Genomic DNA, 23724 nt, shown 5'->3' on the forward strand with positions numbered 1-23724 from the left:
CGACAGTCGACACTGTAGGCCACCGCCTCTTGCACGCGGTCAGCCGAGACGGCTACGTTGGCGCGGCTGCTCGAAAATCGAACCGGTTCGATGATTGCCGGCGACGGGGCCGGCAGGGAGGACCACCTCATGCGACGCGCAGCCCTGACCCTCCTCGCGGCCGGCCTGGCCGTGACCGCGTGCACCTCGGCGCCGAGCGCGGGCGCGCCGGACGTGTTCTCCGTCTGGGACCCCTACCCGCAGTTCACCGCCGGCTCCGAGTGGGCGCGCACCGTCGACCGGTGCGGTTCCGAGGCCGGCGTCGAGGTGCGGCGGCAGTCCTTCGACACCACCGACCTGACCGGCAAGGTGCTGCTCGCCGCACAGCAGCGCACGGCGCCGCACGTCCTGGTCGTCGACAACCCCGTGGTGTCGACGCTCGCCGAGGGCGGCGTGCTGCGGCCCAACTCCGAGGTCGGCCTCGACGCGTCCGCGGCGGCGCCCAACCTCGTGTCGGCCGGTGCGCTCGACGGGCAGACCTACGGCGTTCCCATCGGTGCCAACACTTTGGCGCTCTACTACAACAGGTCCGTGCTCGCCGCCGCCGGTGTCGACCCCGCGGCGATCACGGACTGGGCGGCCCTCACCACCGCGCTGGCCAAGGTGAAGGCGGCGGGCAAGAAGGGCATCACGTTCTCCGCGATCGGCACCGAGGAGGGCACCTTCCAGTTCCTGCCGTGGTTCTGGGGTTCGGGCGCCGCGCTCACCGACCTCGGCTCCACCCAGGCCGTCAGCGCGCTGACGCTGTGGAAGTCGTGGCTGGACCAGGGTTTCGCGCCCAACTCGGTCATCGGCAACACCCAGACCACCAGCTGGCAGGAGTTCGCCACCGGCGAGTACGCCTTCGCCGAGAACGGCACCTGGCAGCTGCAGAACGCGAAGAAGACCGGCTTCGAGTACGGCGTCATCGCGATCCCGGGTCGCACCGGCGGCACCGCGCCCGCGCCGACGGGAGGCGAGTTCGTGACCGTGCCCGTGCAGGACGACAAGGCCACCGAGACCAAGGCCGGGCAGATCGCCGCCTGCCTCACGAGCCCGGAACGCGTGCTCGCCGCCGACACCGCCCTGACCTACGTCTCCGCCGTGCGGTCCGTGCAGGAGCAGCAGGTGGCCGCCCTGCCCGAGCTGGCGGTGTGGGTGGCCGCGGTGAACGCCGCCAAGGGGCGCACCGGCGACAACCTCGGCACCCGCTACCCGCGCATCTCGCAACCGCTGTGGGGTGCGGTGCAGGCCGCGCTCACCGGCGCCAAGACACCGGAGGCCGCGTTGAAGGACGCCCAGGCCACCGCGGCCGCCGCGAAGTAGCCGTGCGCGCACGGCTCGCAGCCTGGGCGTTCGCGGCCCCGCTCAGCGCGTACCTGCTGATCTCCTACGCGTACCCCCTGTACACCACGGTGGAGCTGAGCCTGCGCGGCTACACCGTGCGGACGTTCGTCCGCGGTGGCGCGCCGTTCGTCGGGCTCGACAACTACGTGGCGGTGTTCGCCGACCCGGCGTTCCGCACGGCGGTGCTGAACACGGTGCTGTTCACGGTCGTGTCGCTGGGCTTCCAGTACACGATCGGCCTGGCGCTGGCGGTGTTCTTCGCCCGCGACTTCCCGCTGTCGGCGACGTTGCGCGCGTTGTTCCTCGTGCCGTGGCTGCTGCCGCTGATCGTGTCGGCGTCGACCTGGGCGTGGCTGCTCAACAGCGAGTCGGGTCTGGTCAACGCGGCACTGGCGGCGGTCGGCCTCGACCCGGTGAACTGGCTGACCTCCCCGTCGTGGTCGCTGGTGTCGGTGACCATCGCCAACATCTGGATCGGCGTGCCGTTCAACCTCGTGGTGCTCTACAGCGGCCTGCGCACGATCCCGCCCGAGGTGCACGAAGCGTCCGCTTTGGACGGTGCGAGCGGCTGGCAGACGTTCCGGCACGTCACGTTCCCCATGCTGCGGCCGGTCTCCGCGATCACGCTGCTGCTCGGGCTGGTCTACACGCTCAAGGTGTTCGACCTGATCTGGGTCATGACCAGGGGCGGGCCGAGCGGCTCGTCGACGACGCTCGCGACCTGGTCCTACGAGCTCGGCTTCGGTGGCGCGCTGCCGCGGTTCGGGCCCAGCGCCGCCGTGGGGACCGTGCTGATCCTCGTCTCGCTGGTGGCCGGGCTCTGCTACGCGCGGGTGCAGGAGCGCGGATGAGGGCCCGGTCGTGGCGCACGTGGGCCGGTCTGGGGCTGACCGCGGTGATGCTGTTCCCGGTCTACTGGATGGTCGCGGTCTCCCTCACCCCGGCGGGGGAGATGCGGAAGTCGCCGCCGAACCTGTTCCCGGCCTCACCCACGCTGGAGGGCTACCGGCTGGTGCTGCACGAACAGCTGCCGTACTTCGGCACCAGCCTGCTGGTCGCGCTGGGCACCGTCGTGCTCACCCTGCTGCTGGCCGCGCCCGCCGCGTACGCGCTGGCGAAGCTGTGGCCGGCCGGGCGGCGCGTGCTCGGGTTCGTGCTGCTGGTCGCGCAGATGATCCCCGGGATCATCATGGCGCTCGGCTTCTACGGGCTCTACGTGCGGCTGGGCATCACGAACACGGTGTGGGGCCTCGTCTTCGCCGACTCGACGGTGGCGGTGCCGTTCGCGGTGCTGGTCCTGACGTCGTTCATCGCGGCGGTGCCGGACGAGCTGCTGCAGGCCGCCCGCATCGACGGCGCGGGACCGTGGCGCACGTTCGTCTCGGTGGTGCTGCCCGCGAGCCGCAACGGCCTGGTGACCGCGGCGCTGTTCGCGTTCCTGTGGGCGTGGTCGGACTTCGTGTTCGCCGCGACCCTCGACTCCGGTGGCGCCTGGCAGCCGTTGACGCTCGGCATCTACCGCTACATCGGCAACAACAACCAGGAGTGGAACGCGATCATGGCCACCGCCGTGGTCGCGTCGGTGCCGGCCGCCGTGCTGCTCGTGCTGGCCCAGCGCTACGTGGCCGCCGGGGTCACCTCCGGCGCCGTGAAGGACTGAGTTCGAAGGACCGAGAGGAACGCCGTGGCAACCGAGTTCTCCGTGCGCGAGATCCCCTTCAGCCGGTCCGGCGCCTGGTTCGGCCTCTCCCCGGTGGTGGGACTGGCCACCTACGCCGACGACGTGCACCTCGTCTCGCACCGCAACGGCATGCACCCGTTGCTGCGCCTGGTTCCCGTGCCGGCGCCGGCCGAGGTGACCGCCGATCCCGCGACCCTCACCTGGAGCACCGGGCAGGGCCGGGTCACCGCGGTGTTCTCGGCACCGGACGTCCTGCGGATCTCGGGCACCGGCACCGGACTGGAGCTCAGCGCCGCCGAACCGGCGCTGACCCCGTTCACCGGCACGTACCTCTTCGCCGACCCGGCCGGTGGACTGGTCTTCACCTCCTACGAGACCGGCCACCGGCTGCGCCTGACCGTCCTGTCCGGACGGTGGGACCAGGCGGGCGACCAGGCGCTCGGCACGGCGCGGCGGGCGGTGGTGCTGAGCGCGGAGGAACCGTGGGAGCTGCTGGTCGAGGAGATCGGCACGGCCCGCGCGCCGTTCTCACCCGCTACGACCTTCGCCGAGGACGTGACGGCCGTGCACGAGGAGTTCACCCGGTTCGCCGACGCCGTGGCACCGTGGCGCGACGACCACGTCCCGGCCGCCGAGCTGGCCGCCTACGTGCTCTGGTCGGCCACCGTGCGCCCGGCCGGGTTCGTGCGTCGCCCGGCCGTGCTGATGTCGAAGCACTGGATGGACAAGGTGTGGAGCTGGGACCACTGCTTCACCGCGCTGGCGCTGGCCGGTGGCGCGCCGGAGCTCGCGTGGCAGCAGTTCCAGGTGGTGTTCGACCACCAGGACGCCGAGGGCGCGCTGCCCGACTCCGTCACGCACTCCGAGGTGCTGCGCAACTTCGTCAAGCCGCCGATCCACGGCTGGGCGCTCTCCCTGCTGCGCCACCGCCTCCCCGGCGGGCTGCCGGACGTGGGAACCGCCTACCGCCAGCTGTCCGCGTGGACCTCGTTCTGGCTCGACCACCGCCGCGCACCCGGCAGCCGCCTGCCGCACTACGAGCACGGCAACGACAGCGGCTGGGACAACTCGACGGTGTTCCGCGAGGAACGCCTGGTCCGCTCACCCGACCTGGCCGCGTTCCTGGTGCTGCAGTGCCGGGAAGCTCGCCGTCCTCGCCGCCGAGACCGGCGAGAACTCCGCCCGTTGGTCCGAGCAGGCCGACGAGCTGCTGACGGCCCTGCTCGACGAGCTGTGGCACGGCGACCACTTCGTGAGCCAGGGCGTAGCGAGCGGCACGAAACGGCGCAGCGCGAGCCTGCTCGACCTGATGCCCGTCGTGCTGGGCGAACACCTGCCGCGCGAGGTGTTCGAGCACCTCTGCGCCGGGGCGGCCACGCACCTCACGTCCGTCGGGCCGGCCACCGAACGGCCGGACTCGCCCTGGTACGAACCCGACGGCTACTGGCGCGGACCGGTGTGGGCGCCCGCCACCGTGCTCGTCGAGGACGGCCTGCGCCGCGGCGGCGCGGTGGAGCTGGCCGACCTGGTGAGCGCCCGGTTCCTGGCCACGTGCGAGAAGTCGGGGTTCGCCGAGAACTTCGACGCGTTGACGGGGGAGGGGCTGCGCGACCGCGCCTACACCTGGACCGCGGCCGCCTACCTGCTGCTCGCGGAGGCGGCGGACCGGCCCTGATGGCGGTGAGGGCGGATGACGACGTCGCAGATGGGGAAGAGCGCGTCACGAGGCGTCAGAGCAATCGAGTCATCGCACTCAGCCGCCAACGCGGTGCAGGTCATCTCGTCGGCTTCACGCCGCCACGACTGCAGGGCCCGGCTCACCGCGCGGCGGTCGAGGTTCGCCTGGTAGTGGGGAAAGGCGCACATCATCTCGGAAACCTGCGTTCTGCGTGGACAACACTGACGGCAGCTGCGGCAACGGGCTCATGCGAGGCGACGCAATCCGGCAAGCACACGCGTGAGCAGCGCGGGGTTGCGCTGGACGAAGAACCGTTCGTCCGGAGGAACAACCGAGCCGGGCGTCCGCTGCGCCAGGTCCGGCCGTGCGTGGCTGGTGGGCCTGCCTGGCGGAGGGGCATCGGCGATGCCCGGCCGGTACACGCGGACCTGGCGCTTCAGCAGCTCGCCCACACCGATCGCCCCGCCCTGATGCCCGTGGTGAGCGCTCATCAGGTGAGCTCCTCGAACGGCACGACGGTGCAGTCCCGAAACTCGCGAATCAAGGCAGACGCCACCACCCAGCGGACGTCCGGGTCGTCGTAAGCCAGGTTCACCTCTTCGACGGCCGCGGGGCCGAACGTGCCCCTCCGGTACAGCGCCCCGTGGACCCCCGCCACCGCGAACTGCCGGACGCGGACAGCCACGGCTCCCCGCCTGAGCGCCGGGCACAACCGCAGGGACACCGCGACGCACCGCACGCAAACAGGCGGCTCTGTGCACGCCATCCCGTCCGGCCAACCCGGCCAGTCGTCCTCGTGGTCGCGGAGCAACCACAAGACGCCGTCGTCGTTCCGGTCGGCTGGCTCTGCGCAGACCTGGCACAGCAGCTTGCGCATGGCACGACGCTGCCTGAGCGGGTGCACCTTGCCGAACTCCGGCTTGCCCACGCCGAGGCGCACGCCGGGTCGCTGCCACAGCACACCACGCGCATCCCGATCGCCGAAGGTCTCGTTGGCGTAGCCGACGCCGAACCCGGGACGCTCAACGACCCTGAAGGGAACCTCCAGCTCAGCACTCCAACTGGTGATGTACGGCGCGGTCGTCCGGCTCACCGCTCGTCCTCTCCGATCCTGATCTCGTCCGGCGTGTTCACACGGATGTGGCCGTGAACCGTTCGAGCCGGGCCGAGTACTGGCTCGTTCGTCGCTGTGGACGCGGGCATCACTCAACTGCTCCCAGAAGTCGCCGTCGTGGGGTACCCGGCGTCAAGGCTTCGCGCAGCGGGCGGAGGCATCACCGCTGCCGGTGTCCCTGACGCCGGGCACCGTCCACTGTGGCTGCTTTCCGCCTTCCGCAGAAGTGACGGAGGTTCAGAGCGAACCCGAACGAGCGAAGGGACTGGGACGGCGCGTCCTAGTCCCTTGAAATCTGCGGTGCCGCTGTCACAGCGCGCCCGCCTCGCGAGGCCCTACAGCTCGATGTTCAACCGATCAGCCAGGCGCAGAAGCGGTGTTTGCCTGCGTCGTGCGCGTTCAGCCAGTTCGTGGACCGTCTGCCGGCTGAGGGTGTGGTACCGCATCCACTCCGGCGCAACACGTTCTGCGGCGAGGAGCTGCGCGGTGGCGGCCTCGTCCTGGTCGAGCTCGCTGTGGGCGATGGCGACGTCGAGGAGGTGGCGGGCGCGGAACGTGGGCGACACCCAGCCGTTGACGGGCACCGACTTGGCCAGCTCCAGCGCGTACTCGAAACGTTCGCTCTCCACTGCCGCGTTCACGGCAGCGATGCTCGCGTTGGTCGGCCCGAACGGCGTGGCGTAGATGTTGTGGTCGGTACCCACCCGCGCCGCTGCGGCACGGGCCAGGCTCATGTGCTCTTCCGAACGCTCCACCTGCTTGTTCCGCACCGCGGCGCTTCCCGCTCGGAGCATCAGGATTCCCCACACCGCCAGCTGTTCCGCCGAACCGCGGACGAAGTCGGGTCCGAGCTGTTCGGCCTTGCGCAGCGCCGCGGTTTCCGCGTCCGCAAGGCGCCCCTGCTTGAAGAACACCCACGACAGCGCGGAGACGTTCATCGCCTGCAACAGCTCGTCACCGGACTGCTCCGCGGCTTCCTGCGCCCGGATCAGCCCGATGTAACCGATGTCCGGCTTGCCGAGCGCCGTCAGCATGGTCGAAGCGATCTGGATGACCTCGGACAGCAGACCGTAGGCGGCCACCCGGTCGTCACCCTCCAGTTCGCGTATGGCCGCGCGTGCCTCGGCCACGAGACCTGGCAGCATCACACCGAGCTGGGCGAACGAACCGTGTTGCCGGATGGACTCGGCATGCGCCAAGGCCATGCGCAGCCCGGCCACGGTGGGCGGTTCGTCGTTGAAGACCTCTTGGTCCGCCAGCCCGGGGAAGTAGGACAACGAGGTCAGCTCATCCCGGATCGCCAGGATGCCGACCGCCTCTTCGTCCACCATCGGTTCGATGGTCGACTTCTGCCCGAGGAGCTGCGGCACGTCGACATCGAGAGCGCGGGCGATGCGGGTCAACGAACTCATGCTCGCGGTGTGCCGGATCTCCTGCTCCAGCTTGCGCACCAGGTCGACGCTGACCTCTGCCTTCTCCGCGAGCTGTTCCTGGGTGAGTTGCCGGCGCTTGCGGGCGCGCTTGATGCGCAGGCCAAGGCTTTGGTCGCTCGTCATGGAGCCTGTCCACCTCCTGCCACCGGGTGAGGCCGAGAGCCGTCACCAGGATACGCAGGGTCTGACCTCGGCAAATGGGTGATGGTGACCAGGACGTGGCGTCCTGGTCGCGATGCACCCGAACGAGCACGGCTCATCTCGGGTCGTTCTCGACATCACTCATTCGATCTCTGGGGAACGAGGACCAACGCGGAGCGGGTTGTGCCGCCGGTCAGCAGCCCACGCGGCGCGACCCCAGTGCGATGTCGTCGACCCACAGGTCGTAGGCGCCGTCGTTGGGCTGGTAGAGCTGCCACCCGATCTTCACCGTGTCGAACGCCGGGAACACGAAGTCCACCGGGTTGCCGCCGTGCGAGCGGGTCGAGACGGTCAGGTCGGGTTGCGGCTTGCCGTCGAACCACAGCTCGACGCGGTTGTCGGAGGCGTCCATCCGCCACTCGACGCACTGCCACACGTCCTCGCGCGAGGGCGCGGACTCCCGCCAGTTCGTCCAGTCACCGGTCGGGCCGCCGTCGGCACCGACGCCCCACAGCGCGCGGCCGGACGTGGGCACGTACTGGCCGCCCAGCGGTCGCACGACCTCCGCGCTGCCCTGGCCGGTGGCCTCGACGAGGGTGTAGTGCGCCCAGTCGGGCTTCTTCGGGAAGGCGTCCACCTTCAGCCGCATCCGGCCGTAGAAGCTGTTGCCCGGTGCGGAGAAGTCGTCGACCCGCAGGAACGCGCGGCCGTTGGCCTCGGTGTGCACGTGCAGCACCCGCTGGCCGCGGGCCGCCTTCTCCACGGTCAGCGTGCCGTGCCGGGTGTCGACGCCCCACCGCAGGCTGGTCGCGCCGCCCAGCGGCACGGACTGGAAGTCCTCGCAGAACAGCAGGTCCGCGCGGGCGCACGAGCGGGTGTGCGCGGTCGCGGACGGCAGGCCCGCCAGCAGGAGGGGGAGGGCCAGGACCACGGACATCGCTTTCCGCAAAGGCATGCCCGGCAATCTACGAGATCGGCCGCAAACGGTGCCAGCAAAGGACTTCCGGCCCGCGATCTTCGAGTCGAATTCGACGGGGGCGGCCGGGCGAGCCATACGCGGACGTGACCGGCAGATTCGTGAATGCGGGCGGTTTGCCCGGTTCAGCGCTGCCGCCGGGGGTGTCCGGCCCGCTACCGTGCGGCACGTGGGCGGACGTGGCGAGGTCCGGATCCTCGGGCCGGTGGAGGTGTGCGGCCCGCTCGGCCGGGCCGAGCTGAACGGCGTCCGCCAGCGCAGCGTCGTGGCGGTGCTCGCCCTCCGCGCCGGCACACCGGTTTCCGTCGACCGCCTGGTGGACGTGCTGTGGGGGGACGATCCGCCGCGCACGGCCGTGCGGTCGTTGCACAGCCACGTCGCACGGGTGCGGCAGGCGCTCGCGGACTGCGGGATGCCCGGCGCGCTCGTCACCGGTCCCGGCGGCTACCGGCTGGACGCCTCCGTGGACGCCGACCGGTTCGAGCGGACCAGGGACCTGGCGCTGTGGCGGGGCGAACCGCTGGGCGGCACCGAGCTGTTCGGGTGGGGCCGCGCGGAGATCGGCCGGTTGCGCGAGCAGCGGCTCACCGCCCTGGAGGCGCACTGGGCGCAGCGGCTCGACCGCCAGGACGCGATCAGCGAGCTGGAACGGCTGGTGGTGAGCCACCCGACCAGGGAACGGCTCGTCGGCCTGCTGATGCGGGCGCTGCACCTGGACGGGAGGCACGCGGACGCGCTTGAAGCGTTCCAGCGCCTCAGATCCCGGCTCGCCGACGAACTCGGCGCCGACCCCGGTCCCGAGCTGAGCGCCCTGCACACCGCCGTTCTGCGGCGCGACCCCTCCCTGCACAGCGCGAAACCCGTCACGCGCACCGCGAGACCGGCCCAGCTGCCCGCCCGTGCCGGGCACTTCACCGGCCGGGCCGCCGAGCTCGCCGCACTGGCCGGTCTGCCGCCGATCGTCGTGGTCTCCGGTGTCGCCGGCGTCGGCAAGACCACCTTCGCGGTCGAGTGGGCGCACCGGGTCGCCGACCGGTTCCCCGACGGGCAGGTGTTCCTGGACCTGCAACGGCTCACGCCCGCCCAGGCGCTGGCCGAGGTGCTGCACGCGCTCGGTGTCCCCGCTGACCGGACACCCGCCGACCCGGCCGCGCTGTACCGGACGCTCACCCACGGCAAACGGCTGCTGATCGTGCTCGACGACGTCCGCCGCGCGCGGGACGTGCTGCCGCTCGTGCCCGGCGACCAGGGCAACCTGCTGCTGGTCACGAGCCGCGACACGCTCTCCGCGCTCGGCACGCACCACGCCGTGCACACGGTGCGCCTCGGCCTGCTGAGCGAACCGGAGGCGCACGACCTGCTCGCCGACATCCTCGGCGCGCAGCGGGTGCACGCGGAGTCCGACGCGACCTCGGCCCTCGCCGTCCACTGCGGACGGTTGCCGCTCGCGCTGCGGATCGCGGCGGCGCGGCTCGCGGTGCGACCCGGCAGGCGGATCGCCGACCTGGTGCGGGAGCTGACCCGCAACGACCCGCTCGACGTGCTGGCGGTCGAGGGCGACGACCGCACCGTCCGCACGGTGTTCGCGAGCGCGCACCGCACGCTCAGCCCGCAGGCGGCCCGCCTGTTCCGCGTGCTCGGCGAGCACCCGGGGGCCAGCTTCCCCGCCGACCTCGCCGACGCGCTGGGACCGGGGCTCGACGAGCTGGTCGCGTCGCACCTCGTCAGCGAGGTCGGCGCCGGCCGGTACGCGCTGCACGACCTGGTCCGGCTGTTCGCCCGGCAGAGCGGTGACCTCGGCGACGGGCTGGAACGCCTGCTCGACCGGTACCTGACGATCGCGCACGCGGCCAACGCGGTGCTCAACCCGCGCCACGACCTCGTGACCCGCCCGCCGTGCGACGACCTGCCGTTCGCGGCCGACCGCGTCGAGGTGCTGGCCCACCTCGACGCCGAGCGCGACAACCTGCTGCACGTCATCCGGCTGGCCGCGAACGCCGGTCTGCGGCGGGAGACCTGGCAGCTGGCGTACCTGCTGACGAGCTACTTCGAGGCGCGCGGCAACTGGGCGGCGCGCGTGGAGCAGTGCGAGCACGCCGTCGCGGCCGCCCGCGCGCTCGGTGACCGGCGGGCGGAGGCGGAGATGTTGCGCGGCCTGGGGATCGCGTTGCAGATGACCTCGCGCATCGCGGAGGCCATGGTGGTGCAGCGGCAGGCGCTCGCGCTCGTCCAGGAGGCCGGTGACCTGCGCGGGGAGGCCCGGCTGCACAACAACATCGGCAACGCGCACTCCGAGCTGCGCGAGTTCGACCGGGCGCTGGAGTCTTACGAGGCCGCCATGCGGGTGCACGGCGCGGCGGGTGACGCGGTGGGCGTGGCGCTGGCGCGGCGCAACCTCGGCTACACCTGCGTGCGGATGGGCCGGGCGGACCGCGCGGTCGGGCCGTTGTTCGCGGCGCTGGAGACCTTCCGCGCGGAGGGGAACTCCCGGCTGGAGGCGGCGACCCTGATGTCGCTGGGCAACGCCTTCCACCAGCTCGCCGACCGGGCACCGGCGCTGCGCTACTTCGGGGACGCGCTGCGGATCAGCCGCGAGGTCACCGACCACCGCTTCGAGGCCGACGCGCTCACCCACCTCGGCGTCACGCAGCTCGCACTCGGCGATCCGGCGGTGGCGCGGGAGCACCTGACCGGTGCGTTGTCGATCTGCCGGGCACTGGGCGACCGCCACCGCGAGGCCTACGCGCTGCACCAGCTCGGCGAGACCGCGCTCGCCCTGGGCGACCTCGCCGCCGCCCGCGACCACCTCGCGGCCGCGCTGACCGCCCGCGCCCAGGCGCCGGACGCCTTCGAGGAGGCCTCGGTCCACCGCTCGTGCGCCGACCTGGAGGGCCGGTGCGGGCGGTGGACCGAGGCCCTGCGCCACTGGGCTCAGGCGCTCAGGCTGTTCACCTCGTGCCGCCGATCGTGAACACCGCGACCGCCTTGCCGACCTGACCCGGTCTCACCGCGGTGATCTGCAGGGTGAACTGCTTCTGCTGGGCACCGACCCGCAACACCGTGTAGGGCACCTGGGCGTAGCTCTGGCCGGCCTTGATCGTGACCGTTCCGCCCTGCGCGGACCGGTAGTCCTCGCCCTGCTTCGCGGTGCCGTCCACGAACCGGTACGACACCTCGACGTTCTCCTGCGTGGCGCCGTAGCGCAGTGCCAGCGTCGCCGCGTACGGACCCGTCTTCTCGTGCACCGGCCCGTCCTGCGCGTCCACCACCACCGGGCAGTCGGGCGGGTTGCAGTCCGGTGCTCCGTGTGCGGGCACGACTCCCAGCAACAGGAGCAACAACACCATGATCGTCTTCATTGACCACCCCTTCGGCGGGTCCGTCTCCGTTCAACGGAGTCGGACCCGCCGGGGCTGATACTCACTCCTTGTCGTTGATCCGGTACTGCGCACCACCGAGGTCGAGGCCCTGCGCGTCGATCTGGTGCACCTCCAGCACCGCCGGTGCGGCCTCCACGTCGGTCGCGAAGGTCACGCCGATCTGAATCCGCTCCTCCGCCTTGAGCGTGAGCCCTTCGAAGCGGGCGAGCTTCGGCTCGACGACCTGGAACTGCGTCTCACCGACCTGCCGCACACCGGTGCCCCGCTGACCGGTCGCCTTCCACCTGGCGGCGAGGTCAGGGCCGAGGTCGACCGTCACCGTGCCGGTGAACTGCCGCTCCGGCTGCTCCAGCACCAGCGCCTGCCTGGTGTCGAACGCCTCCGGGTTGCCGATCGTGTACGGCCGGGTGATCGGCCGGCCGGGGAGGACCCGCACCGAGTCGACGTTGCGCCACGCGATGTTGTTGTTGCGCTGGGCGTTGAGCTGCGTGTTGGACCCCTCGGCGAACGTCATCGGGTCGGCGCTGGACACCCAGCGGGCGAGCAGGCAGAAGTGCGCGGGACCGGGCACGTTCCAGCCGGGCCAGGTGATCATCACGGTCGAGCCGCTGACCGGCACGCTCGCGCCCACGCCGCCGATGTAGGTCCAGCCGCCCGGCCACGCCGTGCCGCCGCCGAGGTTGCTGCGGTACAGGTGCAGGGCGCCGTCCACGTTGCCGAGGCCGTTCGGCTTGCGGCGCAGGTTGACGAACACGTAGTTGGTCGCGCCCACGATCGGCTGCTGCGAGGTCGCGCACGGCGTCGGCGTGTAGCAGACCCGGATGTCGGGGCTGTGGTAGATGCTGCCGCTGCTGGGTTCGTTGCCGATGTCGCTGCCGTTGTCGCGGATGTAGACGTCGCGGTAGGCCGGTGTGGCGTTCGCCGTCGGCACGACGGCGAGCCCCACGATCGAGAGAAGTGCGACCACCATCGCGGCCAGCTTGGTTCTCACCATGTCCTCCTCGGTTGTGCTCTGCTACCGAAGGAGTACCGGCGCGCTGTTGTGGAGCGGTTGTCGTGCTGTTGTCAGCCGGCCGGCGCTGCCTGTCCGCCGGGGCCGGAGAGGTGCCACACCTCCCGCATCGGCACCCACCAGTGCCCGGAGTCCGGCTCCGCCAGCGACTCCTGGCACGGGTCGGTGAACGTCCACCACCGTTGCGTCTCCGGGTCCGCCGCGATGCGGGCCTGGTCGGCGTCGTGGTCGTCGCCGACGTACTCGTAGTAGCCGAACAGCAGGTCGCCGTGCAGGAAGATCGTGAAGTTGCGCATGTTCGCGTCGAGCAGCGTCTGCTCGACCGCGGGCCAGACGGCCGAGTGCAGCTCCAGGTACTCCTCGCGCTTCTCCGGGCGCAGCCGGATCAGCATGCCGAAGCGCTGTGGTTCCATGCGGGGGAGCTCTCCTTCGCGGGCGGCGGGGTCTTCGTTCTACGCGTTGAGCACGGGACTTTCCACGTCCTGCCCGACCTCCACCGCGTGCAGGCGGTGCCCGGCGCGTTCGGGCCGGATGTGCGGGCCACCGGACAGGGCAGCGGGCAGCAGGTCACCGGCCGCGGCGATCCTCTCCTCGTCGACGCGCAGCCCGAGGCCGGGGGTCTCGCCCAGGACGTACGCCCCGTCCGCCACGGTCAGGTCGATCTCCACGCCCACCGGCGGGCGGAGGTCCTGCAGTTCGCTCACCAGGTGGTTGGGCACGGACGCGGCGGCGTGCAGCAGCCCCACCGGGCTCGTGCCGATCGGGCTCACCGGCAGGTCGTGAGCGTGGGCCAGCGCGGCGACCCGCAGGAAGTGCGTGATCCCCCAGACGGCGGCGGTCTGCACGACGTCGACGGCACCGGCGGCGATCAGCGGGCGGTGCTGTTCGAGTCCGGTGAGGTTCTCGCCGGTGGCGACCGACGCGCGGATGCCGCGCCCGACCGCCGCGTGGCCCTCGACGTCCCAGCGCCGCACCGGTTCCTCGACCCAGGTCAGGTCGAAGGTGCGTTCCAGCTCGCTGACGTAGCGGACCGCCTGCTTGCGCGTCCAGGTCTCGTTGACGTCCAGCATCAGGCTGGGCCGGGCGCCGCCGCCCGCCTCGGTGAGGACGTCGCGGACCAGGGCGAGGCGGTGCCGGTCGCGGTCCACGTCGAGGCCGCCCTTGAGCTTCGCCGCGCGCAGCCCGTGCGCCGCGTACTCCTGGTACACCGCGACCAGCTCGTCATCGGGCAGCGCGACGCACAGCCCGGAGGCGTAGGCGGGCACACGGCGGTCGCGACCGCCGAGCAGCCGCCACAGCGGTTCGCCCGCCGCCTGCGCCTTGATGTCCCACAACGCGGTGTCGACCGCGCCGATCGTGCCGAAGACCGCGCCGGCGTGGCCCGCCTTGAACACCCGGCGCAGCATCCGGTCGTAGAGGGCGGTGACCGAACGCGGGTCCTCGCCCTCGATGGCGGCGAAGACGGTGTCGGCCTCCACGTGCGGGCCGAGCCCGACCCCGGTCAGGCCGGTGTCGGTCTCCACGACGACGACGGGGACCCGGACCAGGCCGTCGGGGTGGACGCCGTTGGCGTCCCCGACCGGGCGGCCCCAGTCCTGGACCGTGGTGAGGGTCCGCAGACCAGTGATGCGCATGTCAGCCCTTCGTCGACCCGGCGGTGACCCCGTCGGCGATCTGTCGTTGCAGGAAGAGGTAGACGAGCAGGACGGGGACCGCGGCGATGAGCACGCCGGAGGCGAACGTGGGGATGTCGTCGGAGTACTGCCCGCGCAACGACGTCACGCCCACCATCAGCGTGCGGTGCTCGGCCGACGGCATCACCAGCAGCGCGATGAGCACGTCGTTCCAGCAGAAGAGCGCGTTGAGCACCCCGACCGACAGCAGCGCGGGCGCGCCGATCGGCAGCATGATCCGCCAGTAGACGCCGTAGACGGAGTTCCCGTCGATCCGCGCGGCGTCCACGATCTCCGCCGGCACGGTCGAGTAGTAGCTCGTCAGCAGGAAGATCGTGAACGGCAGGAACTGCGCCACGTAGGCCAGCACCAGCCCCGGGTAGGTGTCGACGAGCCCGGTGTCGGCCATGATCCGCGCCAGCGGCACCATGATCACCTGGAACGGGATGAACAACGCCGCCAGCACGCCCAGGAACAGCGCGGAGGAACCGCGGAACCGCAGCCGGGCCAACGCGAAGCCCGCCATCGACCCGAGCAGCAGCAGCAGCGCGACCGAACAGGTCACGACGACCACCGAGTTGAGGAAGTAGCGCGACATCCCGACGCTGGTCCACGCCTTGACGACGTTGTCGAGGCTGAAGGAGCCGGCGGGGGAGAACCGGTCGAGCACGTACTCGCGCCGCGTCTTCACCGCCACGTTGGCCGTGAACACCAGCGGGTAGACCGTGGCCAGCGCGAGCAGCGCCATCGGGACCGCGACCACCCACCTGCTCAGCCGGGAACCGGTCATCAGTCGTCCCTCCCGGTGCGTCGCAGGACCGCGACCTGGGCCAGCCCCACCACGAGCATGATCAGGAACAGCGCCGTGGAGGCTGCGGAGGCGAGCGCGGGCTGGTTCAGCTGCCCCTGCTGGATCCACACGTAGTACTCGGGCAGGTAGGTCGACCCCTCCGGGCCACCGCTCGTCATCACGTACACCAGGCCGAACATCGACGTCAGCAGCCCGATCATCGTCGTGACGAAGACGAACTGGATCGTGCGGGACAGGCCGGGCACGACCACGTGCCGGATCCGCTGCACCAGCGACGCGCCGTCCACCTCGGCGGCGTCGAGCAGCGAGCGGTCGAGGGTCGCGAACCCGGCCAGGAACACCACCAGCCCCATGCCGAACGTCGCCCACACGTGCACACCGACGACCGCGAAGATCGCCACGCCGGGGTCGCCCAGCCAGTCCACCGGCCCGAGGCCCGCGAGGCCGAGCAGCGCGTTGACCGGGCCGTCGAACGCCAGCAGCAGCGTGAAGATCGCGCCGACGATCACCGGGGACAGCACGGCGGGGAAGAAGTACACGCCGCGGTAGACGCGGTGGCCGGGCACCTTCAGGAAGATGAACGTCGCGAGCAGCCCGGGGACCGCTACGGCCACCGGCAGCAGCAGCACGAGCAGGCCCACGTTGCGCAGCGCCGTGCGGAACAGCGGGTCGTCGAGCAATGCCAGGTAGTTGGCGAACCCGACGGCCTGGCCGTTGCGGTCGCCGTCGCCGGTGAAGGAGAAGTTGATCCCCAGCACCAGCGGCCACAGCCGCAGCCCGACGATCACCAGGACGGCCGGGGCCAGCAGCACCAGGGGAGCCAGGCGCTCGGACCGCGGGCCACCGCGGCGTCGCCGGGTGGGCGGGGCAGCGGGCCGGACGGGCCCGGTGGTGGCCGGGCCCGCGGGCGAGAGGGAGGGTGCCGTCACGCCGTCAGCCCGTCTTGTCGGAGGCCGCGAGCTGCTGCAGCACCTCGTCCACCGTGGCCGAGCCGCTGAGCAGCTGCTGCGAGAGCCGGCCCATGAGGTCGACCGTCTTGGACGACAACGCCACGTGCAGGGCGGGCTTGCCCGACTTCACCTCGCCGACGATGGTCTTGACCGCGGGGCCGCCGGCTGCGGTGTCGATCGTCGTGTCGGCCGCGATCGCGCCGCCGTCGAGGTAGAACGCCTTCAGCGCCTCGGTGGAGGTCAGCGATCGGACGAGGTCGGCGGCGACCCCCTGGTCCTTCGTCCACTTCGCGACGGCGTAGCCGATGCCGCCGTCGTAGGCCAGGCTCGGCTTCGCGGCCGGGTTGACCAGGGGTGCGGGCCGGACGCCGACCTTCTCCGGGGTGAGGAACTCGGCGAAGTCCTTCCAGTGCCCCACGTCCGACATCAGGCCGATGACGTTGGCGGCCTTGGCGGCGTTGAAGGCGGCGAACGCGTCGTTGAACATGGCGGTCGAGTTGGCGCCGTCGGTGTTCAGCCCGCTGTCGCCGGTCTGCTTCCACAGCTCGAAGACCTTCTTGACGTCCGGTGAGGACCAGTCGCGCTTGCCGGCGATCCAGGCGTCGTACTCCTGCGGCGTCAGGACGGCCGATCCCATGGCGGACAGGAAGAACTGGATTCCGATGCCCTCCTTGTTGCCCAGCGCGAAGCACTTCGCGCCGGTCTTCTGGGTGATGACGCCGCAGTCGCGCACGAAGTCGTCCCAGGTCTTCGCGGGGGAGTCGGGGTTGAGCCCGGCCTTCTGGTAGAGGTCCCTGTTGTAGTAGATCGGGTGGCCCTGCAGGGTCACCGGTGCGGCGTAGACCTTGCCCTCGTCGGTGAACGCGTCCCAGCCCGCTAAGCGACCGCGGTCCTCGGAGACGAAGGAGTCGAGCGGGGCGAGCGCGTCGGACCGGTCGCGGATCTGGCCGCCGCCGTTGAACAGGACCACGTCCGGTCCCTTGCCCGCCTGGATGGCCGCGCCGAGCAGCGTGTAGTACTGGTCGAACGGCTGCGCCACGAACTCGACCTGCACGCCGGGGTGCTTCTTCGCGAAGTCGGCCTTGGCCTTCTCGACGTAGCCGCGCGTCTTGGCGTCACCGGACTTCCAGTCCCACACCACGAGCTTGTCGCTCGCACCGCCGGAGGACGTGCCCGGCCCGGAGGCGCTCCCGCAGCCCGCTGTCAACGCGAGACCCACCACCAGGGCGGCCGACCACAGTGTGCGCTGCTTCATCGCTGCTCACTTCCCGAGACGGTTGGCCGGGGGAGACCGGCCCGACGAGGTCCGCCTGAACGTAAGTCGTATGACGTATTACGTCAACGGGTCATTCGGGGTACGCTCCGCAGCGCGCTCCAGCGCATCGGCGGAGCGCGACCGGAGGAACGGATGACGGCATCAGGCCAGCGGCCGGGCGCGGCCGTGGGCGCGCACCCCGCCCCGGGCTGGGTGCGCGGACCGGCGAACCTGGCCAGGGCGATCACGACCGAGCTCGTGGAGCGGATCGTGCGCGGCGACCACCCGCCGGGCACGTCGCTGCCGCCGGAGCCGGTGCTGTGCGAGACGTTCTCGGTGAGCCGCACGGTGGTCCGCGAGGCCGTGAAGGTGTTGCAGGAGAAGGGTCTCGTCCAGGTGCGCCAGGGAGCGGGCACGCTGGTCACGCCGCCGTCGATGTGGAACATGCTCGACGAGCTCGTGCTGGGCGCCGTCGTCGCCGAGGACGAGACGCTGGGGGTCCTCGACGACCTGGTGGTCACCCGCAGGCTGCTGGAGTCCGACATGGCCCTGGTCGCCGCGCGGGTCGCGGACGACGCCACCGTGGCCGCACTGCGCGACCTCGTGGACCTGATGGACCGGCTGGTGGACGACCCCACCGCCTACCGCGAACAGGACCACGTCTTCCACGACACGATCATGCGCGCGTCCGGCAACCGCATTGCCAGAGGCGTCGTGCGGTCGTTGGAGAGCCAGGTGTTCAACACCGCCCGCTACACGGGCAGGACCGACAGCGAGCTGTGCGCGGCCTCGAACCGGGGACACCGCCGCATCTGCGAGCGCATCGCGGCGCACGACCCGGAAGGCGCCGCCGAGGCCATGTTCACCCACATCACCGAGGCCTGGCTCGTGCGCCGCACGGACGTGGGCGAGCCGGGCCGCCTGGACCGCTGATCTTCTCGCACCTCCTGGCGCACACCGGTTCCGCCACCGCCGTGCGCCGCTCCTCCCACAGGCATTCGACGAACGGAGCGACTGGGCCATGGGTGACTTCGACGGGAGCACGGCGGAGCTGCCGGCCGGAAGGGCGGGCACGCCCGCACCACGCCGGATCGACGCCCACCACCACCTGTGGGACCTCTCCGCACGCCCGCAGGGCTGGCTCGACGCGCCGGAGGTCGCGCGGATCCGCCGCGACTTCGGGCTCGCGGACCTCGCGGAGGTGACCGGACCGGCCGGGGTGGACGCCACCGTGCTGGTCCAGGTGCTCGCCGACACCGGCGAGACGGCCGAGTTCCTCGCACTGGCAGCGGAGTCCGGGCTCGTCGCCGGTGTCGTCGGCTGGGTCGACCTCACCGCGCCCGACGTCGCCGAGCAGCTCGACCGGTTGCGGTCGGGACCGGGTGGCGACCGGCTGGTGGGCGTGCGGCACCTCGTGCAGTCCGAACCCGATCCGGACTGGCTCCTGCGGCCGGAGGTGCTGACCGGGCTGCGGGCGGTGCGCGACGCCGGGCTGGCCTACGACCTGCTGACCCGCCCGCACCAGCTGCCCGCGGCGCTGGTGGCCGTGAGATCGGTGCCGGACATGGTGTTCGTGGTGGACCACCTGTCCAAACCGGACATCGCGCGCCGGGCGTACCAGCCGTGGGCGACCCACCTGTCGGCGCTGGCGGCCGAGCCGAACGTGACCGCCAAGGTGTCCGGGCTCGTGACGGAGGCCGGTCCTGACTGGACGGTCGAGGACCTGCGGCCGTGCGTCGACCTGGTGCTGGAGGTGTTCGGGCCGGACCGGCTGATGGTCGGCTCCGACTGGCCGGTGTGCCTGCTCGCCGCCGAGTACGGGGAGGTGCTGTCCGCCGCCGACGCGCTGCTGTGCGGGCTGTCCGCTGCCGAGCGCGCCGACGTCCTCGCCGGCACGGCCACCCGCGTCTACCGGCTGGGGGAGCGGTGATGGACGTCGTGCGGCTGGCCTACGGGGAGACCGGACTGGACCTGCGCGTCGACCCGGCGGTGACCACCGTCGTGACCCCGCGGCACCACCCGGTGCCGGAGCCGGCGGAGCAGGTGCTGCGGCGGGCGTTGCGCTCGCCGGTCGCGGGGCCGCCGTTGCGCGAGCGGGTGCGGCGCGGCCAGACCGTGGCGATCTCCGCCTGCGACGGCACCCGCCCGCAGCCACGGCACCTGATGATCCCTGCGGTGCTGGCGGAGCTCGACGGGCTGGTCGACCTCGACGACGTCGTGGTGCTGGTCGCGACCGGCACCCACCGCGGCAACACGGACGCGGAGCTGCGGGCGATGTTCGGCGACGAGGTGGTCGACTCGGTGCGGATCGTCAACCACGACGCCCGCGACCGGACCGGCCTGACGTGGCTGGGGAAGCTCGCCGCGGACGTCCCGGTGTGGCTCAACAGCGAGTGGGTGGCCGCGGACGTGCGCATCACCACCGGGTTCGTCGAACCGCACTTCTTCGCCGGGTTCTCCGGCGGGCCCAAGCTCGTCGCACCCGGTCTCGCCGCCCTGGAGACGGTGCTGGTGCTGCACGACGCGCGCCGGATCGGCCACCCGCGGGCGACGTGGGGCGTCATCGAGGGCAACCCGGTGCACGACGACGTGCGCGCCATCGCGGCCGCGACCGGGGTGACGTTCGGGTTCGACGTGGTGCTGAACCAGGACAAGGAGGTCGTCGCCGCGTTCGGCGGGGACCTGCCGGAGATGCACGCGGCGGCCGTGCGCACCGCCCGCGAGGTCGCGATGCGGCCGGTGCCGCGGCCGTTCGACGTGGTGGTGACGACGAACTCCGGCTTCCCGCTCGACCAGAACCTCTACCAGGCGGTGAAGGGCATGTCGGCGGCCTACCGGGTGGTGCGGCCGGGCGGCACGATCGTGTGCGCAGCCGAGTGCCGCGACGGGTTCCCCGACCACGGCTCGTACCGCGAGGTGCTGGCCTCGGCCGGTTCGTCGGCGGAGCTGTTCGCGGAGATCTCCGCGCGCGAGGTCACCGTGCCCGACCAGTGGCAGGTGCAGATCCAGGCCCGCATCCAGGCCGACTGCCGGGTCGTCGTGCACACCTCACACCTGACCGACGCGGAGCTGGCCACCGCGCACCTGGAGCAGACCGCGGACATCTCCGCGACGGTCGCGGAGGCGCTGGCGTCCGCCGGTCCCGGTGCCCGCCTGTGCGTGCTGCCGGAGGGTCCGCAGACCATCCCGTACGTGACGGGGGAGGGGCGATGAGCGGCACGGTGCTGGTCTGCCTCGACAAGTTCCGCGGCAGCCTGACCGCCGAGCAGGCCTGCGCCGCCGTCGTCTCGGGCGTCGTCGGCGCGGGCGGCACGGCGGTGGCGATGCCGGTGGCGGACGGCGGCGAGGGCACGCTCGCCGCACTGGCGCGGGCCGGGTATCGCGAGGTGCACGCCGACGTCACCGGTCCCACCGGACGGCCGGTGCGGGCGGCGTTCGCGGTGCGCGGCACGCGTGCGGTGGTCGAGCTGGCGCTCGCGAGCGGCCTGGGCGTGCTGCCGGACGGGGTGGCGGCGCCGCTGGTGGCCGACACCCACGGCACCGGCGAGCTCATCCGCGCGGCACTCGACCACGGCTGCCTGGACATCGTGCTGGCGGTCGGCGGCAGCGCCACCACCGACGGGGGAGCGGGCCTGCTGCGCGCCCTCGGTGCCCGCATCACGGACGCGCGCGGCGTGCCGGTCGGTCCCGGCGGTGCGGCGTTGACCGGGGTCGCGCACGTGGACCTGTCCGGCCTGGACTTCCGGCTGCGGCTGGCGCGCGTGACGCTGGTGTCCGATGTGGACAACCCGCTGACCGGCCCGTCCGGTGCCGCCGCGGTGTTCGGCCCGCAGAAGGGCGCCTCACCGCGTGACGTCGAGGTGCTGGAGCGGGGCCTGGAGCGGTTCGCGGCCGTCGTGGAGCGCGAGGTCGGCCGCGATCTGAGCGGTGCGCCGGGCGCGGGCGCGGCGGGTGGCACGGGGTTCGCCGCGCTGGCCGCCCTCGGTGCGCGGCGCAGCTCCGGCGCGGACTTCGTGCTGGGTGAGATCGGCCTGGAGGACGCGCTGCGCACGGCGGCGCTCGTCGTGGTCGGCGAGGGCCGGTTCGACGAGCAGAGCCTGCGCGGCAAGGCACCCGTCGGCGTGGCGGAGGCGGCCAGGCGCCACGGCGTACCGGTCGTCGTGGTCGCCGGTGACGTCCGGCTCTCCGCGGACCAGCTGCGCGCGGCCGGGGTGAGCGCGGCGTGGTCGTTGCTCGACCGCGCGGGCGACGTCGCGACGGCGATGGCGCGGGCACCGGAGCTGCTGGCGCAGGTCGGCCGCGAGCTGCCGTCCGTCGTGGCCAGGGGAGGAGCCGCATGACCAGTCCCTCCGACGGCGTCTGCAAGTACCCCCAACTCAAGATCAACGAGCACTTTTCCGCTACCGACAGCGAGGCCGTGGACCTCGGCTTCGCCAGGGTCGACGTCGGCCGCGAGGCCCGCCAGGGGGTGCCGGAGGTCGTCTACGGCACCGGCAAGACCGCGGCCCAGGTCGTGGCGATCGTCCGGACCCTGCTGCGGCACAACGACGGCCCGGTGCTCGTCACCCGCGTGACCCCCGACACCGCCGGCGTCGTGCTGGACGCCGTTCCGGACGGCACCTACGACAGCGCTGCCCGTCTGCTCACGTGGCGCCCGGCCCGGCCCACCGCGTTCACCGTCGTGGTCGCCGCCGCCGGCACCGCCGACCTGCCCGTGGCCCGCGAGGCCGCCGCGATCGCCGCTGCCGTCGGCTTGGACGTCACCTCGGTGACCGACGTCGGCGTGGCCGGCCTGCACCGCCTGCTGGCCGAACAGCACCGGCTGCGCGCCGCCGACACCGTGATCGTCGTTGCGGGCATGGAGGGCGCGCTGGCGAGCGCGATCGGTGGCCTGGTCGCCTGCCCGGTGGTCGCGGTGCCCACCTCCACCGGCTACGGCGCCGGTCTGGAGGGCATCACCGCGCTGCTGGCGATGCACGCCTCCTGCGCGGCCGGCATCACCGTGGTGAACATCGACTCCGGCTTCGGCGCCGCGATGGCCGCCTTCCGCCTGTCCGCGGTCCTGCGCAGGAGCACGCCGTGAACCGCATCTGCATGATCACGCCGTTCACCGGCCTGGCCGGCGACATGCTGCTCGCCGCCCTCGTCGACGCGGGCGCACCACTCGACGCCATCCGCGCCGCCGTGGCCGAGACGGGCCTGACCGGGTGGGACCTGACCGTTCCCGCCGCGTCCACGCACGGCCTGGCCGTGCGCCGCGCCGTGGTGTCGGTGACGGACGGTGCGGCGAGCCGCAAGGCCGGCGAGCTGATCGCCATGGCCCGCCGGGTGTCGCCGGCGCCGGTCGCGGCACTGGCGGTCGCCGCGGTGCAGGCCATCGCCGAGGTCGAGGGGAGGCTGCACGGCGAGGACCCGGCCGAGGTGCACCTGCACGAGCTGGGCGGCCACGACACCCTCGTGGACGTCGTGGGTGTGGCCGCCGCACTGCACGCCCTGGGGGTCAGCACCGTCCACTGTGAACCGTTGCCACTCGGTGCCGGTTCGGTCCGGACGGCCCACGGCGTCCTGCCGTGCCCGGCACCGGCGACCGCGGCGTTGCTGGAGGGGGCGGTGGTGACCGGTACGGCGTTGACCGGCGAGACCGTGACGCCGACCGCGGCGGCACTGCTGCGGGCGATGGCGGCGGACTACGGGGTCGCGCCCGCGATGCGGTTGGTGGCCACGGGGTACGGGGCGGGAACCCGGGTGTTGCCGGACCGGCCGAACGTCGCCGTCGTGCGGCTCGGCGAGCCGGTGGGGAGCTCCGCCGACCTCGTCGTGCTGGAGACGAACCTCGACGACGTCACCGGCGAGGTCCTCGGCCACGTCGTCGGCCTCCTGATCGACCGCGGCGCCCTCGACAGCTGGACCACCCCCGCGGTGATGAAGAAGGGCCGCCCCGCCCACGTGCTGCACGCCCTCGCCACCCCGGCCACCGCCGACGAGCTCGAACGGCTGATGCTCGCCGAAACCGGCACCCTCGGCGTCCGCCGCACCGCGGTCCGCCGCACCGCCGCCGCCCGCACCACCGACGTGGTCCACGTGCACGGCATGCCGGTGCGCCGCAAGCACGGCCCGCACCACGGCAAACCCGAGTACGACGACGCCGCCGCCGTGGCCCGGCAGACGGGACTGCCGTTGCGCACGGTGCTCGCCCTGGCCGCGGAACAGCCGAGGGAGCGCTGATGGCCGCCACCTGCGTCGCCACCACCCCAC

The 23724-nt window shown here is 72.3% G+C and carries 22 protein-coding genes and 1 pseudogene; 11 read left to right on the forward strand and 12 right to left on the reverse strand.

Annotated features, from left to right (window positions below):
* Positions 1-129 precede the first annotated feature (129 nt).
* From ACVDFE_RS23360 to ACVDFE_RS23370, 3 genes are read left to right on the forward strand one after another with little or no spacing between them, the layout of a single operon-like run.
* Positions 130-1344 carry a sugar ABC transporter substrate-binding protein gene (locus ACVDFE_RS23360; RefSeq protein ID WP_458431845.1) on the forward strand — a complete coding sequence of 405 codons (1215 nt, stop codon included), beginning with the start codon at positions 130-132 and terminating at the stop codon, positions 1342-1344.
* 2 nt (positions 1345-1346) lie between these two features.
* Entirely contained in the window at positions 1347-2216 is an 870-nt protein-coding gene (locus tag ACVDFE_RS23365) for a carbohydrate ABC transporter permease (RefSeq protein ID WP_458431846.1), read from the forward strand.
* Positions 2213-3025: a carbohydrate ABC transporter permease gene (locus ACVDFE_RS23370; protein WP_458431847.1), complete on the forward strand. Its 813-nt coding sequence runs from the start codon at positions 2213-2215 to the stop codon at positions 3023-3025. The genes ACVDFE_RS23365 and ACVDFE_RS23370 overlap by 4 nt, the downstream gene beginning before the upstream one ends.
* Before the next feature lie 110 nt (positions 3026-3135).
* Here ACVDFE_RS23370 and ACVDFE_RS23375 read toward each other — a convergent pair whose 3' ends face one another.
* A complete protein-coding gene (locus ACVDFE_RS23375; RefSeq protein WP_458434484.1) occupies positions 3136-3411 on the reverse strand; it encodes a hypothetical protein in 276 nt (91 codons plus the stop codon).
* Positions 3412-3811: 400 nt separating this feature from the next.
* Here ACVDFE_RS23375 and ACVDFE_RS23380 point away from each other — a divergent pair.
* A pseudogene (locus ACVDFE_RS23380) lies at positions 3812-4721 on the forward strand (MGH1-like glycoside hydrolase domain-containing protein).
* Between the two features lie 248 nt (positions 4722-4969).
* Here the strand turns inward: ACVDFE_RS23380 and ACVDFE_RS23385 are convergent.
* The 4 genes from ACVDFE_RS23385 to ACVDFE_RS23400 form a co-directional block, all read right to left on the reverse strand.
* Complete coding sequence (locus ACVDFE_RS23385) at positions 4970-5215, reverse strand: hypothetical protein (protein ID WP_360389309.1); 246 nt, start codon at positions 5213-5215, stop codon at positions 4970-4972.
* Positions 5215-5817, reverse strand: coding sequence for a hypothetical protein (locus ACVDFE_RS23390; RefSeq protein WP_458431848.1), 603 nt, complete (start codon positions 5815-5817; stop codon positions 5215-5217). Before ACVDFE_RS23390 ends, ACVDFE_RS23385 begins: the two co-directional genes overlap by 1 nt.
* 356 nt (positions 5818-6173) lie before the next feature.
* Positions 6174-7394: a helix-turn-helix domain-containing protein gene (locus tag ACVDFE_RS23395; protein WP_458431849.1), complete on the reverse strand. Its 1221-nt coding sequence runs from the start codon at positions 7392-7394 to the stop codon at positions 6174-6176.
* A 211-nt stretch (positions 7395-7605) separates the two neighbouring features.
* Positions 7606-8367, reverse strand: coding sequence for a hypothetical protein (locus tag ACVDFE_RS23400; protein ID WP_458431850.1), 762 nt, complete (start codon positions 8365-8367; stop codon positions 7606-7608).
* A 190-nt stretch (positions 8368-8557) separates the two neighbouring features.
* Here ACVDFE_RS23400 and ACVDFE_RS23405 point away from each other — a divergent pair, with 190 nt between their 5' ends.
* Entirely contained in the window at positions 8558-11359 is a 2802-nt protein-coding gene (locus ACVDFE_RS23405) for a BTAD domain-containing putative transcriptional regulator (RefSeq protein ID WP_458431851.1), read from the forward strand.
* On the opposite strand, the gene ACVDFE_RS23410 is transcribed toward ACVDFE_RS23405, so the two are convergent.
* From ACVDFE_RS23410 to ACVDFE_RS23440, 7 genes are all read right to left on the reverse strand, one after another.
* The gene (locus tag ACVDFE_RS23410) at positions 11337-11747 is read right to left on the reverse strand and encodes a Calx-beta domain-containing protein (protein ID WP_360389296.1); all 411 of its coding nucleotides are present in this window, start codon (positions 11745-11747) and stop codon (positions 11337-11339) included. The genes ACVDFE_RS23405 and ACVDFE_RS23410 overlap by 23 nt on opposite strands.
* A gap of 61 nt (positions 11748-11808) precedes the next feature.
* The gene (locus ACVDFE_RS23415) at positions 11809-12762 is read right to left on the reverse strand and encodes a hypothetical protein (RefSeq protein WP_360389293.1); all 954 of its coding nucleotides are present in this window, start codon (positions 12760-12762) and stop codon (positions 11809-11811) included.
* Positions 12763-12833: 71 nt separating this feature from the next.
* The gene (locus ACVDFE_RS23420) at positions 12834-13193 is read right to left on the reverse strand and encodes an L-rhamnose mutarotase (protein ID WP_360389291.1); all 360 of its coding nucleotides are present in this window, start codon (positions 13191-13193) and stop codon (positions 12834-12836) included.
* Positions 13194-13232: 39 nt separating this feature from the next.
* Positions 13233-14414, reverse strand: coding sequence for a mandelate racemase/muconate lactonizing enzyme family protein (locus tag ACVDFE_RS23425; RefSeq protein ID WP_458431852.1), 1182 nt, complete (start codon positions 14412-14414; stop codon positions 13233-13235).
* Between the two features lies 1 nt (position 14415).
* On the reverse strand, positions 14416-15243 hold the full coding sequence (locus ACVDFE_RS23430; protein ID WP_360389285.1) for a carbohydrate ABC transporter permease: 828 nt from the start codon (positions 15241-15243) through the stop codon (positions 14416-14418).
* Positions 15243-16193, reverse strand: a complete 951-nt coding sequence (locus ACVDFE_RS23435) for a carbohydrate ABC transporter permease (protein ID WP_360389282.1) — start codon at positions 16191-16193, stop codon at positions 15243-15245. The genes ACVDFE_RS23430 and ACVDFE_RS23435 overlap by 1 nt, the downstream gene beginning before the upstream one ends.
* Before the next feature lie 4 nt (positions 16194-16197).
* Positions 16198-17469 (reverse strand): ABC transporter substrate-binding protein, encoded by a 1272-nt coding sequence (locus ACVDFE_RS23440; RefSeq protein ID WP_458431853.1) that lies wholly within the window; start codon positions 17467-17469, stop codon positions 16198-16200.
* A 153-nt stretch (positions 17470-17622) separates the two neighbouring features.
* Between ACVDFE_RS23440 and ACVDFE_RS23445 the strand changes: the two genes are divergently transcribed.
* The 6 genes from ACVDFE_RS23445 to larC all read left to right on the forward strand — a co-directional run bounded on the left by ACVDFE_RS23445 (position 17623) and on the right by larC (position 23694).
* Positions 17623-18402: a FadR/GntR family transcriptional regulator gene (locus tag ACVDFE_RS23445; RefSeq protein ID WP_458431854.1), complete on the forward strand. Its 780-nt coding sequence runs from the start codon at positions 17623-17625 to the stop codon at positions 18400-18402.
* A gap of 88 nt (positions 18403-18490) precedes the next feature.
* Positions 18491-19399, forward strand: coding sequence for an amidohydrolase family protein (locus tag ACVDFE_RS23450; RefSeq protein ID WP_360389272.1), 909 nt, complete (start codon positions 18491-18493; stop codon positions 19397-19399).
* On the forward strand, positions 19399-20682 hold the full coding sequence (gene larA / locus ACVDFE_RS23455) for a nickel-dependent lactate racemase (protein ID WP_458431855.1): 1284 nt from the start codon (positions 19399-19401) through the stop codon (positions 20680-20682). The genes ACVDFE_RS23450 and larA overlap by 1 nt, the downstream gene beginning before the upstream one ends.
* Positions 20679-21809 carry a glycerate kinase gene (locus tag ACVDFE_RS23460; RefSeq protein ID WP_360389266.1) on the forward strand — a complete coding sequence of 377 codons (1131 nt, stop codon included), beginning with the start codon at positions 20679-20681 and terminating at the stop codon, positions 21807-21809. Before larA ends, ACVDFE_RS23460 begins: the two co-directional genes overlap by 4 nt.
* A complete protein-coding gene (larB, locus tag ACVDFE_RS23465) occupies positions 21806-22552 on the forward strand; it encodes a nickel pincer cofactor biosynthesis protein LarB (protein WP_458431856.1) in 747 nt (248 codons plus the stop codon). Before ACVDFE_RS23460 ends, larB begins: the two co-directional genes overlap by 4 nt.
* Positions 22549-23694, forward strand: a complete 1146-nt coding sequence (larC, locus tag ACVDFE_RS23470) for a nickel pincer cofactor biosynthesis protein LarC (RefSeq protein ID WP_458431857.1) — start codon at positions 22549-22551, stop codon at positions 23692-23694. Before larB ends, larC begins: the two co-directional genes overlap by 4 nt.
* Positions 23695-23724: the final 30 nt, after the last annotated feature.

This window comes from Lentzea chajnantorensis, from assembly GCF_054300775.1.